The sequence below is a fragment of the Pantoea sp. CCBC3-3-1 genome (assembly GCF_007981265.1).
In the GTDB taxonomy this organism is placed as follows: domain Bacteria; phylum Pseudomonadota; class Gammaproteobacteria; order Enterobacterales; family Enterobacteriaceae; genus Erwinia.
Genome location: NZ_CP034363.1, coordinates 2355265 through 2369592, shown reverse-complemented (window position 1 = coordinate 2369592; position 14328 = coordinate 2355265). Strand labels below are relative to the sequence as shown.

Annotated in this window: 5 protein-coding genes; 4 read left to right on the top strand and 1 reads right to left on the bottom strand. The window is 58.0% G+C overall.

Annotation, left to right across the window (positions count from 1 at the left end; all coding sequences use genetic code 11):
* Nucleotides 1-125 precede the first annotated feature (125 nt).
* Entirely contained in the window at nucleotides 126-1775 is a 1650-nt protein-coding gene (gene mqo / locus EHV07_RS11045) for a malate dehydrogenase (quinone) (protein ID WP_147197851.1), read from the top strand.
* Nucleotides 1776-1872: 97 nt separating this feature from the next.
* On the opposite strand, the gene EHV07_RS11040 is transcribed toward mqo, so the two are convergent.
* A complete protein-coding gene (locus EHV07_RS11040; RefSeq protein WP_147197849.1) occupies nucleotides 1873-4071 on the bottom strand; it encodes a TonB-dependent siderophore receptor in 2199 nt (732 codons plus the stop codon).
* A 248-nt stretch (nucleotides 4072-4319) separates the two neighbouring features.
* Here EHV07_RS11040 and fes point away from each other — a divergent pair, with 248 nt between their 5' ends.
* The 3 genes from fes (at nucleotide 4320) to EHV07_RS11025 (ending at nucleotide 14326) form a co-directional block, all read left to right on the top strand.
* Nucleotides 4320-5672, top strand: a complete 1353-nt coding sequence (gene fes / locus EHV07_RS11035; protein ID WP_147197847.1) for an enterochelin esterase — start codon at nucleotides 4320-4322, stop codon at nucleotides 5670-5672.
* Nucleotides 5665-5886 (top strand): MbtH family protein, encoded by a 222-nt coding sequence (locus EHV07_RS11030; protein ID WP_147197845.1) that lies wholly within the window; start codon nucleotides 5665-5667, stop codon nucleotides 5884-5886. The genes fes and EHV07_RS11030 overlap by 8 nt, the downstream gene beginning before the upstream one ends.
* 103 nt (nucleotides 5887-5989) lie before the next feature.
* A complete protein-coding gene (locus tag EHV07_RS11025; protein WP_147200598.1) occupies nucleotides 5990-14326 on the top strand; it encodes a non-ribosomal peptide synthetase in 8337 nt (2778 codons plus the stop codon).
* The last annotated feature ends 2 nt before the right edge of the window (nucleotides 14327-14328 follow it).

Below are 14328 nucleotides of genomic sequence, written 5' to 3'. Positions count from 1 at the left end.
TTAAACTTAATTATGACATTTTTTAGTTATGTAACTAAAAATACATGCCTTTGCAAGTAACAATAATTTAATATTTACAACCACTTTTTAACTAATGTCAAATTCAGACTTGTAGACCACCTGCCATGACTAAAACTAAATTATTCCCGACCCTTTCGCTAACGGCCTTACTGGTTAGTTCGGCCCTTCATGCTGAGACCACACCAGAGAAAACTGACGTGCTGCTGATTGGCGGCGGCATCATGAGTGCTTCTTTAGGCACCTTGCTGGAAGACGTGCAGCCAGACTGGAAACAGATCATGGTTGAGAAACTCGACGGCGTTGCGCTGGAGTCTTCTAACGGCTGGAATAATGCCGGTACTGGTCACTCAGCGAATATGGAACTGAACTACACGCCAGAGCGTGCAGACGGTACCATTGACGTGAGCAAGGCGCTGGAAATCAATGAAGCCTTTATGATTTCCCGTCAGTTCTGGACTTCACAAGTTAAAAGCGGCGTGCTGAATAACCCGCACTCCTTTATTAACTCAACCCCGCACATGAGCTTTGTCTGGGGCGACGCTAACGTGGAATATCTCTCCAAACGTTACGCTGCGTTGCAGAAAACCACCCTGTTCCAGGGCATGAAATTCTCTACCGATCAGGATCAGATTAAGCAGTGGGCGCCGCTGATTATTGAAGGCCGCGATCCTAAGCAGAAAGTTGCGGCAACCTGGACGCCAGTCGGCACCGACGTTAACTACGGTGAGATCACCCGTCAGCTGGTGGGCAGCCTGAAGAAGAACGATAACTTCAAGCTGGAAACCTCTTCTGAAGTGACCGAATTCAAACGTAACGGCGACAACTCCTGGCACGTAACGATCAAAGACACCAAAAACGGCGCAGAACGCACCGTTGATGCGAAATATGTCTTTATCGGTGCTGGCGGCGGCGCGCTGAAGCTGCTGCAAAAAACCGGTATTCCCGAAGGTGACAACTACGCGGGCTTCCCGGTCGGTGGTTCATTCCTGGTGACGGAAAATCCAGAAATCGCTAACCGTCACGTAGAAAAAGTGTACGGTCAGGCATCCGTCGGCGCACCACCAATGTCGGTTCCGCACCTGGACTCCCGTACGCTGGACGGCAAGCGCGTTGTTCTGTTTGGGCCGTTCGCGACCTTCTCTACCAAGTTCCTGAAAAACGGTTCACTGTTTGATCTGCTGAGCACCACTACCACCAGCAACGTGATCCCTATGACACACGTAGGTCTGGATAACTTCGACCTGGTGAAATACCTGGTGGGTCAGGTCATGCTGAGCGACGACGACCGTTTCGCCGCGCTGAAAGAGTACTACCCGGACGCGAAGAAAGAAGACTGGAAACTGATCCAGGCTGGCCAGCGTGTGCAGATCATCAAGAAAGATGCGGATAAAGGCGGCGTGCTGAAACTGGGTACAGAAATTGTGACCGATCAGCAGAAAACCGTGGCTGCCCTGCTGGGTGCCTCTCCGGGTGCTTCTACCGCGGCTCCAATCGCTATCAACGTGATGAAGAAGCTGTTCCCTGAGCAGTTCAACTCGCCAGCATGGCAGGAAAAGATCCGCAACGTGGTACCAAGCTACGGCCAGACGCTGAACGGCAACACCGCGCTGACCCAGAAAGTGTGGGATGACACGGCGGCGACTCTTCAGCTGACCAAGCCACCGGTGATCAACATGCCTGCACAGGAACCTGCGCAGTCAACCATCACCGGGCAGGCTGATAAGACGCCAGCTAAGCACGATATGGCGCTGTAAGTTCTCTTTCGCATCTGATGATGCAGTAAAGATAAAAACCGCTGGCTTTTGAGTCAGCGGTTTTTTTTCATTATAAAAGCCCCCGCCCAACGCTCTCCTACCAGCTATAACTCACCGAACCCACAATCGTTCTGCCGCTGCCATAGAAGCAGGCAGAGGTATTACTACACGAAGCGACATAATGCTTATCTTCGAGGTTGTTAACGTTCAGCTGAACGGTTGTGCCGCGCAAAGCGGGAATGGCCTGATCCAGCTCGTATTTCGCCATGACGTCATACAGCGTGTAATGCGGTACGCGAAGCTGGCCAACGTAGTCGCCCGCTGCCGTGCCGGTATAGCGCACGCCGCTGCCCAACGTCAGTCCCTGCAATGCGCCGTTCAGGAAACTGTAGCTTCCCCAGCCCGACGCCGCATGGCGGGGAATATTTGGCGGCGTGTTGCCGGTCTGGCCCGCAATGTTGCTGGCTTTAGTGACCGAATCGGTATAGGTATAAGCCGCAATCACCGCAATTTCTGGCGTGATCTGTGAATGGATCTCGGTTTCCACCCCTTTCGAGCGCACTTTACCAATCTGCTCGTTATAGCCGGTAACGCTGTTATAAGAGCTGATGTTCTTCTGATTAATATGAAACGCCGAGAGCGTCATCACCGTGTCCGAACCCACCGGCTGGAATTTGATCCCGGCTTCATATTGCTCGCCGGTCGTCGGTTTAAACGGATCGGCACCCGGCGCGCCGGTGTTCAGGTTCGGTTCAAACGAGGTGCTGTAACTGACATAAGGCGACAGGCCGTTATCAAAGGCATACAGCAGTCCAGCGCGCCCTGTCATCTTGTTGTCATTCTGCTGGGTATCGGTATCCGCTACGGCATCCTGCGTGCGCACTTCGGTCCAGTCGTTACGCCCCGAAAGCAGCAGGTTCCAGTTGTTCCATTCCAGCTGATCCTGAAGATAGACGCCAACCTGATCCAGTTTAGTGCGGGTGCTGGTAGTAAGCGTGAAGGCGCTTTCGTTCACGCTGACGCGCGTCGGATTTGTCCAGTCGAGGGTATAGCGGCTGGTGTTATTGTCCCGCCACAGCCTGCTGTCGATATCGCTCCACTTGTAATCCAGACCGCCCACCAGGGTATGTTCGACCTGCCCGGTGCTGAATAACGCCTTCAGCTGGTTATCCAGGCCCAACTCTTCGGTTTCCACTTTGTCATGCTGCGGGCGACGATTGATAGTGTGGTCGTTGTTACGGGTATTCGCCGTGGTAAAGACAACGTATTTGTACGACTCATCGATATTGCTGTAGCGCAGGTTCTGCTGGAAGCTGAACACCTCGTTAAAGGTGTGTTCGACACTATAGCCAACGGACGTCTGCTCACGTTTCGACTGGTTAAAGCTCGGTTCGCTGACGTTAAAATCGTACGGCAAATAGCCGGCGCTGGTACTCAGCAGCGTGCCGCTGGCTGGCAGAAAGTTACGGTAGCCCGCTTTGGGTTCGTTCTGGTAACTGGTCAGTAAGGTAAAGCTGGTGTCGGCGTTCGGTAGCCAGGTGATGGCCGGCGCAATCGCCACGCGTTGCTGCTTTTCGCCTCTTACAAACTCATGTCTGGTGCTGCCAACGCCGTTCAGACGATAAAACAGCGTGTTGTCATCGTTCAGCTTACCGCCAAAATCGAACGCCGCTTCGCCGTAGTGTTTGTTGCCGGTACTGAGCTGAATTTTATGGATACTCTGCGCGGTGGGCCGCTTGCTGGTCATGCTGACCAGTCCGCCGGGGCTGACCTGCCCGTACAGTACGGAGGCCGGACCGTGGATCATCTCAATGCGCTCCAGCAGCCACGGGTCAATTTGCCCGGCCCCCCCGCCGCTGCGGGCCGACAGGCCATAAGTCAGGCCGTCCAGCACCTTGGGCGCATAGCGAAAACCGCGGCTGATGATCTCGTCGTTACGATTAGAGTTACCGCGATAGTTGGTGACGATGCCGCTGGAGTAGTTCAGCGCATCGGCAACGGAAGCCGCAGCCTGATCGTCCATCTGCTGACGCGTCACCACCGAAATGGACTGCGGTGTTTTGCGCAGCGGCGTGGCGGTTTTCGTCCCGGAAGCACTCTCTTTCGCCACCAGTCCCGGCATGGGGGCAGTGACGCTTTCGCGGGTATCCGCACTGACGGTCATGGTCTCTTCGGCAAAGGCCGTACCCGAAAACGTCGTCAGCAGAAAAAGCGGTGTTAACGCCAGATGTAATCTGGATTTTTTAAAAGGGATCGTCATTGCAGAGGTCACTGAATTTTCTAATTTACCAGCCATGAATGCCATCTCTTCAAACTACCTTGTCATTAAAAATCCGCGGACGCCTGCACAGCACAGGCGTGTTAACGCCCACCGGGGGTTGCGGTTTCCCCAGAAACTGTACGGAAATCAGTAAGTAAAATTTACGTCAAAATCATATTGCAAATGTAAATCGTTATCAATAGCATTTGCATTGCGTTTGATAGTGTAAAGAGTCTGGCAATAATGTTTGAAAATGTCGCCAGATGTTTCAGAGGGCAAGGGATATGACGTTACGGCAAGATTTTCCCGCAGGAACTGCATCTAAACTGTTGTCAGAAAACGATTTAGGTGAAGACACCTGGTGGCGACGGTTGCATGAAACAGGCACGCCGCTGGTTGAATATGTGGATGAAGGACGCGTTGACATGCATTTCTTCTGGCGCGATCCGCAGGGCGATGAACAAAATTCCGTTATTGAACGCGTCTATGTGCACGTGAACGGCGTAACAAATCATCACAGCCCTACGCCCACCAGCCTAAAGCGCATAAGCAACAGTAATGTTTGGCACTGGTCAACGGTAATCGATGACCGGTGGCGCGGCAGCTACAGCCTGATCCCCATTACGGCGGAGCATCTGCCGCCAGTTTTCAGCAGCGATGCAGAGACCGCGCGTTTGCAGCAAAGAGCCTGGTGGATTTCGCTGATGCCGCTGGCTGTTGCCGATCCGCTTAATCATCAGCAGCCCTTTCTTAACAGCCGTCGTCATCCGTTAAGCGCCGCCCGCATGCCGAAAGCGCCGTGGATCGCCGCATGGCAAGGGTGGGATCGCGGTGAAGCGACGCCGCCAGATGCGCTGCTGCAACTGACCTGGCAGAGCGAAATACTCAATAATCAGCGTCGTGTCTGGTTATGGACCAGCGGACATACCTCCCGGCCTGACCAGCGCCCGCTGGCCATTTTGCTCGACGGACAAAACTGGGTGGAAGGCCAGCCGATTTTTTCCGCGCTGGCTGCGGAAACCGAAGCGGGTCATCTGCCTGCCGCCTGCTGGTTATTTATTGATGCGATTAACGGCCAGCACCGCGAGGCGGAACTTCCCTGCAATTCGCAGTTCTGGCAGGCCATTGAGCAGGAGCTGATGCCGTTAATCCGCCAGCACCAGGCTTTCAGTGAGGATGGCGATCGCACTTTAGTGGCCGGACAAAGCTATGGCGGGCTGGCCGCGCTGTATGCCGGTCTGCACCGCCCCGCTCGCTTTGGCCGCATCCTCAGCCAGTCCGGCTCTTTCTGGTGGCCCAACCTGCAATTTATTCATGCTTTTGACCGGCGAGAACAGCACCCGCCTGGGCTGTTGTTTCAGCAGCTTCAGGCCGGAAATTTACCGGCCGGGCAGCTGCATATTTTTCAGGAAGTGGGCAACCGCGAACGCAATATCGAATTTGTTAACCAGCAGATTGCGCCTGAGCTGCGTGCTGCCGGACACCATTTGCAGTTTCGGGTCTATTCCGGCGGCCACGACGCCCGCTGCTGGCGTGATGGCCTGATTGAAGGCTGCCGCTGGCTGCTGGCGGATTTTCTGCCCCCTTCTGTGGTTTCTGATGCACTTCTTACTTCTACAGGTATCGATCATGACTGAACAACAAAATCCTTTTGATGATGAAACGCTGACCTTCCTCGTGCTGATTAACGCACGCGAGCAATACAGTCTCTGGCCTGCTTTTGCTGCCGTTCCGCCCGGCTGGAAAAGCATAGCCGGGCCGCTTGAGCGCACGGAAGCCACGCGTTACATCGAAAATCACTGGCAGGAGATGCGGCCAGCAGCATCAGAAATGCCCTCTGCCGTTCGTTGATTTTAAACTTAAAGACAGGAATGTTACCTTGACCGATTTAATCTTGCCTGAGACGCAAACCTCTCTCGCCCTGCCTCTGGTGGCCGCACAGCCGGGTATCTGGATGGCTGACCAGATCGCCGGGCACCGCAACATCTTTGCCGTCGCCCACTACAGTGAACTGCATGGCGATCTGAATCGCGCCTCGATGGATCGGGCGATTCGTATGGCTCTGGCAGAAGCGGATACCCTCCATGCCCGTTTTGGTCTGGCGGAAGACGGCACGCCGATGCAGTGGATCCCGGAAACGGCCAGCGTCATCGCAGCAGAGTGGTATGATCTGAGCCAGCGTGCCAACCCAAAACAGGCGGCGCTGAGCCTGATGCAGGAAGATCTGGCGGCCGAACTGCCTGCCGATGGCGATCGTCCGCTTTATCGCCACGTGCTGATGCGTATCAGCGATGATTGCTGGTTCTGGTATCAACGCTACCACCATCTGATGGTGGATGGTTTTAGTTTTGAAGCGCTGACCAGCCGTATCGCGGCGCTTTACACTTTTTTGCAACGCAAGGCGGAGCCAACAGCTTCACCGTTTACCTCTTTCGCCGAAGTGGTGACGGAATATCAGCAGTGGCAGGGTTCCGCGCAGCAGCAGCGGGCAGCCGCCCACTGGCAGCACTACACGGCTGAACTGCCGGAAGCAGTGACGCTCGCACGGCGTGAAGCGGGTGCCGCCGCGAGCGCCGCGCCCATTAAACAGCAGGTCAATCTTTCCGGTGACGCTTTGGCTCCTCTGCAACAGCATGCCGGGCTGAAAGACGTGACTGAAGGCGATATTGCCAGCGCCCTGCTGATTCTCTTTTTAGCCCGTATCAGTGGCCGACATCGTCTGTCGGTGGGCTTCCCGTTTATGCGCCGTATGGGTTCTGCCGCGCTCAGCGCCATCGGGCCGGTGGTCAATGTGCTGCCACTCATCTTCGATGTTAGCGAGGCTACTACGCTGCCGGAGCTGGTACAACAACTCCAGCGGGAAGTGAAGCAGGCACGCCGTTTTCAGCGCTATGAGGCGGAAGATCTGCGTCGCGATCTGGGGCTGGTCGGCAGCGGCAGCAAGCTGTACGGCCCGGTGATTAACGTGAAAGTTTATCATCAGCCGCTGGAACTGGCAGGTATTGAGGCCCGTACGCATACGCTGGCGATGGGGCCGGTTGACGATCTGGAATTCGAAGTCGGCTTTCGTCATAACCAGCTGCAAATTACCCTGGTTGCCAATCCGGCGCGATTTGATGCCCGCAGTTTGCAACGCCATGGTGAACGCATCAGCTGGCTGTTTACCCAGCTGGCCCAACAGCCGCAGCTAACGTGCGGTGAGCTGTCACTGCTGACGCCAGCGGAAGCGCAGCTGATCGAACAGGCCAACCACACCGCTGTCACGCTGCCGCAAGAGACGTTGCAACAGGCCATTATCGCGCAAACGGCCCTGACGCCGGATGCGCTGGCGCTGCTGGATGTCGACTGCCAGCTGAGCTATCGCCAGATGCTGCGCCAGGCGGAACTGCTGGCCGATCGGCTGATTGAAGCCGGCGTGATCCCGGGCGATATCGTTGCCGTAGCCCTCCCTCGCTCGGTCCGTTTAAGCATTACGCTGACCGCCATTTTGCTGGCCGGCGCTGCCTGGCTGCCGCTGGATACCGGCTATCCCGACGAGCGTCTGGCGCTGATGGTGGAGGATGCCCGCCCGGTGGTTGTGATCACTGAATCGGCGCTGGCGACGCGCTTTACGCCACTGGGAACGCTGCTGGCCTTTGATCGGCTGGCTGATGAACACACGGCGCTGCGCCACGCGCTGCCGCCCGTCAACGTGGATCGTCCGGCTTACGTACTTTATACCTCGGGTTCAACCGGCAAACCCAAAGGCGTGGTGGTCGGTCAGCAGGCTATCGTTAACCGCCTGCGCTGGATGCAGGATGCCTATCCGCTCGATGCCAGCGACGTTATTCTGCAAAAAACACCGTGCAGTTTTGACGTCTCGGTTTGGGAATTTTTTTGGCCGTTGATGACCGGCGCACAGCTGATGATGGCGCCGCCGGATGCACACCGCGACCCGGACCTCCTCTGGCAGCTGATTGACGAGTATCGCATCACCACGCTGCACTTTGTGCCGTCGATGCTGGCAGCGTTTGTCGGCCATCTTCAGCAACCGAATGCGTGTCCCACCCTTAAGCGCGTTTTCTGTAGCGGCGAAGCGCTCTCCTGTGAACTGGCGCGCAGCTGGCAGGCGCTCTGTGCGGCTCCGCTGCATAACCTTTATGGCCCGACCGAGGCGGCCGTAGACGTCACCTTCCAGCCAGCCAGCGGCGAAGCGCTGGCCCAGTGCGAGAGTTCAGGCGTGCCGATTGGCCGCCCGGTCTGGAACACCCAGCTCTATATTCTTGATCACCGCTTACGTCCGGTGCCGGTTGGCGTGGCGGGCGATCTCTATCTTGGCGGCGTGCAGCTGGCGGAAGGCTATCTGCATCGGGCCGATCTGACCGCACAGCGCTTTGTCGCTTCGCCGTTTGGTCAGGGCGAGCGCATGTACCGCACCGGCGATATCGCCTGCTGGAATGAAGATGGCGGCGTCGACTATCTCGGCCGTAGCGACGATCAGCTAAAAATTCGCGGTCAGCGCATTGAACCGGGTGAAATTGAGCAGGCGCTACAGGCACTGCCTGGCGTAGCCGTGGCGGTGGTTGCCGCAAAGGCGCTGACGCAGAAAACCGGCGCGGCCGATAACCGCCAGCTGCTGGCCTGGCTGATTGCCGAACCGGGCTTCCCGCTGGACACCGGGACGGTTAAAGCCCAGCTGAACGAGGTGCTCCCGGCGCATATGCAGCCGGTCAGCTATCTGCTGATCGATAAGCTGCCGCTCAGCGCCAACGGCAAGCTGGATCGTAAAGCGTTGCCGCTGCCGCAGTTGACCCCGCGCGCAGGTCGCGTGGCGCAAAGCGAGAAAGAATTGCTGCTGGCTGGCGCATTCTGCGAGCTGTCAGGCTGCAATGACGTTTTTATGGAAGACGACTTCTTTGCGCTGGGCGGCGACAGTATTTCCGCCATGGGCCTGAGCACCGCCGCCCGCCGTGCCGGCTATCAGCTGCGCCCCCGCGATATCTTTGCCGAACGCAGCATTGGCCGCATTGCCAACATTATGCAGCCGCTAACGCAGCACGTTGCCGCGCCTCGCGTGGCGCAGCAAGGCGCTGTCGGCGGTCTACCGATCCTGCACTGGTTTAACGAGTGGGCCGGCATCAATGCCCGCTTTGTGCACAGCGTTTATCTGGCGGTGCCGCCACAACTGACTCAGGCACAGCTGGAAAACGCCCTGCATCTGCTGGCTGAGGCGCATCCGGTGTTAAGAAGCTTTACGCGCGCAGGCCAACTGATTGTCGGCGAGACGGCAACAGCGGTGAACGGGTGTTACAGCACCGATATTGGCGATGCCAGTCGCGACAGCGCGGCGGAGCAAGCTTTTCTGACCGATGCGCAGCGGATCGATCCGGCTGCGGGCATCATGATGCAGGCTGCATTATTGCAACAGCATCAGCAAAGCGTTGCGCTGGTACTGACGGTGCATCATCTCGTGGTAGACGGGGTTTCCTGGCGTGTGCTGCTGGAGGCGTTGCGCGACGCGGCCATGAATAATGTGACACCGTCACGTGAAGAAACCTCGCTGCATGACTGGTCTGCTTATCTGCTGGCGACGCTCGACCAGCGCATTCCGGAACTCGGCTTCTGGCAGCAAATGCTGCAAAATGAAGTGCCGCGTTTAGGCCTGCGAGCCTTAACCGCACAGGATAACCGCCGCCAGGCCAGGCAAAAACGCACGCTGCTGAACGTGGCGCAAACGCAGGCGCTGCTGGGATCGCTGCCGCAGCAGTATCGCGCCACGACGGAAGAACTGCTGCTCACCCTGCTTTCTCTGGCGTTACGCCAGCGTTTTAACGCCAGTCAGTTCCGCTTTACGCTGGAATCTCACGGACGTGCCGAGCTGGAAGAGTGGCTCGATCTGTCGCGAACGCTTGGCTGGCTGACTACCGTTTATCCCGTCGCGGTCACGCTCCCTGATAACCCACCCGGTTCGGACAGCGTGCGGGCCATTAAACAAGTCCTGCGTGCGGTTCCCGATCGTGGCGTGGGTTACGGGCAGCTGCGCTGGCTGGATGCGAACCGGGGTAGCCAGCTGGCGAAGATGGCCCGCCAACATGCGCCGGAAGTGCTGTTTAATTACCTTGGCCGTTTCAGCCATAGTGACGATGAGTGGTCACCGTTGCGCACGGCTAATCAGTTCCGTGATACGTTCGCCGTCATGCAGGAAGAGACCATGCCGCTGCTGCATGCGCTGGAGCTGAATATTTTTGTCGACGAGCAGGCACAACGCCTGGCGTTGAACTGGGGCTGGGCCGCAGAGATCTTCAGCGAAGCCGATATTGACGCGCTACATCAGTCACTGAGCGAGGCGGCTGATGCGTTAATTCATTTCGCCCGCCAGCATCCGCAACAGGCTCAAAATACGCTGGTTGCCGCTGAAATTCCTGAACAGGTAGACGACGCGCTGCTGCAACAGCTCACCAAACGTTATGGCTTGCTCACCACGCTGCTGCCGCTGTTGCCCTTGCAGCAGGGACTGCTGTTCCATGCGCAAACCACGACGCAGCAAGGCAGTTACAACACGCTCACCAGCCTGACGCTGAGCGGTGTGTTACCCACGGCGAGCGTTCAGGCTGCGCTAAATGCGGTTGTTCGCCATCATCCCCAGCTTGCCGCCCGCTTTGACAGCGACCTCTGCCTGCCGCCCATGCAGCTGCTGCCGCTGTTGCATAATGAAAGTCACTGGCCGCTGGAGGAGATCACGCTGCCTGAGATGTCGGCAGCAGAAGAAGCTGCCGCCATAACCGAATGGGAAAAACAGGCGCTGCAACGCGATCTGTTCCGCCAGCCGGTGATGCTGCACGCCCTGCTGATCCGCCATGGTCAACGGGCAACGCTGTTGCTGAATGCGCATCATCTGGTGGTTGACGGCTGGTCAACGCCGGTGATCGTCAGCGATCTGCTCACCGTGCTGTGGCGTGGCGAACAGGCACTGAAAGCGCACAGCTACAGCTATGCCGATATTGTCCGGCAGCTGAGCGCCAGAGAGGTTGCTCAGGCCCGCACCCTGTGGCAGGCGAGTTTGCAGGATGTGCGCCCGACGCTGCTGTTTGAGGAAGCGGCAGCCAGTAAGGTGCATGAAATCCGTCTCAAGCTTGAGCCGGGACTGGAACGCGGTTTGCTGGCGCTGTGCCGCAGCCGGGGACTGACGCTGAATACGCTGATGCAGGGCATTTGGGGCTTACAGCTGGCCATCACCAGCGGTCAGAACGATGTGGTATTCGGCTCGCCGGTATCGGGTCGCTTTGGACAAATTGACGGTCTGGATCAGCATGTCGGCCTGTTCAGCAACACGCTGCCGGTGCGGATACGTTATCAGCCCGAACGCAGCTTGCCTGACCAGCTCTTCGATCACCAGAAACAGCAAATTCAGCTGATTGAGCAGGATTGCCTGGGATTAGCCGACATTCAGCAGCTGGCCGGTTGCGGGACGCTATTCGACACGCTGTTGGTAGTAGAAAACTATCCTGATAACCAGACGCTGCTTACAAGCGAGGCGGGCATTCGCTGTGAAGCGATTCATAACCGTGGCTACACGCATTATCCGCTCACGCTGCTGGTTCTGCCGCACGATGGCCTGACGTTGATCATGGAGTATCGTGACACTGTCACTCAGCCGCGGCGCTTTGCAGAACGCCTGCTGCTGCTGCTTGAGCAGCTGGTTCGCCAGCCGGATTTACCGCTGGCGCAATGGCAGCTGCAGACGGCGGCTGAACAGGCCCTGATAGCCGACGTCAACCGTACTCAGCTCGCGTTGCCTGCTGAAACGCTGCAACAGGCGATTCGCACCCAGGCGGCGCTGACGCCGGACGCGCTGGCATTGCGGGACGTGGAGTGCCAGCTCAGCTATCGTCAGATGCTGCGTCAGGCCGAACTGCTGGCCGATCGGCTGATCGAAGCCGGTGTGATCCCGGGCGATATTGTGGCCGTTGCGCTGCCTCGCTCCGCCCGCCTCAGCGTGGCGCTGACCGCCGTTCTGCTGGCGGGTGGCGCATGGCTGCCGCTGGATACCGGTTATCCCGATGAGCGTCTTGCGCTGATGGTGGATGATGCTCGCCCGGTGGTAATTATTACCGAATCGTCGCTGGCATCACGTTTCTCATCGCTGGGCATGTTGCTGACCTTTGACCGGTTTGACACCGTATCGCGCCCGCAGCACGCGTTGCCTTCTGCGAACGTAAACCGCCCCGCTTATGTGCTTTATACCTCCGGTTCAACCGGCAAACCGAAAGGCGTGGTGGTCGGGCAACAGGCGATCGTCAATCGCCTGCGCTGGATGCAGCATGAATATCCGCTACAGGCCGACGATGTGATCCTGCAAAAAACACCGTGCAGCTTTGACGTCTCGGTTTGGGAATTCTTCTGGCCGTTAATAACGGGCGCACAGCTGATGATGGCCCCGCCGGACGCGCATCGCGATCCTGAGATACTGGCACAGCTGATCGCGGATTATCAGGTTTCCACGCTGCACTTCGTGCCTTCCATGCTGTCGGCCTTTGTGGGTCATCTGCAACGGCAACATGGCACGCTCAGTAGCCTGAAGCGGGTATTTTGTAGCGGCGAAGCGCTCTCTTGCGAGCTGGCTTACAGCTGGCAGGCGTTGTGCCCGGCACCGTTACACAATCTTTATGGGCCGACCGAAGCGGCCGTGGACGTCACTTACCAACCCGCCAGCGGCGAAGCGCTGGAGAGCTGCGCGGGACCAGGCGTGCCGATTGGTCGTCCGGTCTGGAACACGCAGCTGCATATACTGGACAGCCTGCTGCGTCCGGTGCCGGTGGGCGTGCCGGGCGATCTCTATCTCGGCGGCGTGCAGCTGGCAGAAGGCTATCTGTATCGCGCGGATTTGACTTCACAACGCTTCGTCGCCTCACCGTTTGCCGAGGGCGAGCGCATGTATCGCACCGGCGATATTGCCAGCTGGCGTGAAGACGGCGCGGTCGACTACTTAGGGCGTAGCGACGATCAGCTGAAAATTCGCGGTCAGCGTATTGAACCCGGTGAAATTGAACAGGCGCTGCAAACGCTGTCGGGCGTGGCCACGGCGATCGTGGCCGCGAAGGCGCTGACGCAGCAGCATAGCGGCGCGGACAATCGTCAGCTGCTGGCGTGGCTGGTGGCCGAACCTAACGTTGTGCTGGATACAGAAACGGTTAAAACCCAGCTCGCGGCGATCCTCCCCGCGCATATGCAGCCGGTGAGCTATATGCTGATTGAACACCTGCCGCTCAGCGCCAACGGCAAGCTCGATCGTAAAGCCCTGCCGTTACCGCAGCTGGACCGGGCTGCGGGTCGCGTGCCGCAGAGCGACAGCGAAAAGCTGCTGGCCGGGCTCTTCTGCGCCCTGTTGAACCGTGAACGGGTGTTTGCCGACGATGATTTCTTTGCCTTAGGCGGCCACTCGCTGCTGGCGATGCAGCTGGCCGCTGAACTTCGTCGTAATGCCTCTCGCTCGCTCAGCATTGGCCAAATCATCACCGCCCGCAGCGTGGAGAAACTCGCCGCCCTGCTGGACGGCGCTGATGGCGCTGACGATGCCGGTAACGCGGAAGTGTTACCGCTGCGTAGCGGCACCGGGCCAACGCTGTTCTGCCTGCATCCGGCTTCCGGCTTCGCCTGGCAGTACAGCAGCCTGCTGCACTATCTCGGTGGCGACTACCCGGTGGTCGGTTTACAGTCGCCGCGTCCTTCGGGCGTTATCGCCGCCTGCGACAGCGTGGACGCCATGTGCGATCGTCATCTGGCGACCCTTCGTCAGTTGCAGCCGCACGGACCGTACTGGCTGCTGGGCTATTCTCTGGGCGGCTCGCTGGCTCAGGGCATTGCGACCAGGCTGCAACAGGCTGGCGAAGAGGTCGCCTTCCTCGGCCTGCTGGATACCTATCCGTCGGAAGGCCAGGCGTGGCGTACGCCGGATGAAATGGAGGCGCAGCAGGAAGTGGCTCGCGAGCAGGCGCAGTTTATGGCCTCGACGGAGGAAGAAAGCGATCCGCAGCTGCTGGCAGAGAAAGCCGCGATGTTTAACACCATCGTTGCCAACTATAAAGATGCCGTTGCCCGGTTATCCGTCGCCAAAACGGCACGTTTTGACGGCAAAGCTACCCTGTTTATGGCGCAGAAAACCGTGCCGGAGGGTATGGATGTGCCGGCAACCTGGGCACCGTTTGTCGGTGAACTTGAAATCTGGCCGCTGAACTGCGAGCACGCGGATATCCTTTCCGCCGAGTCGCTGACGGCACTGGGGCCATTGCTGGACCGGTTGCTGACGCGGTAATC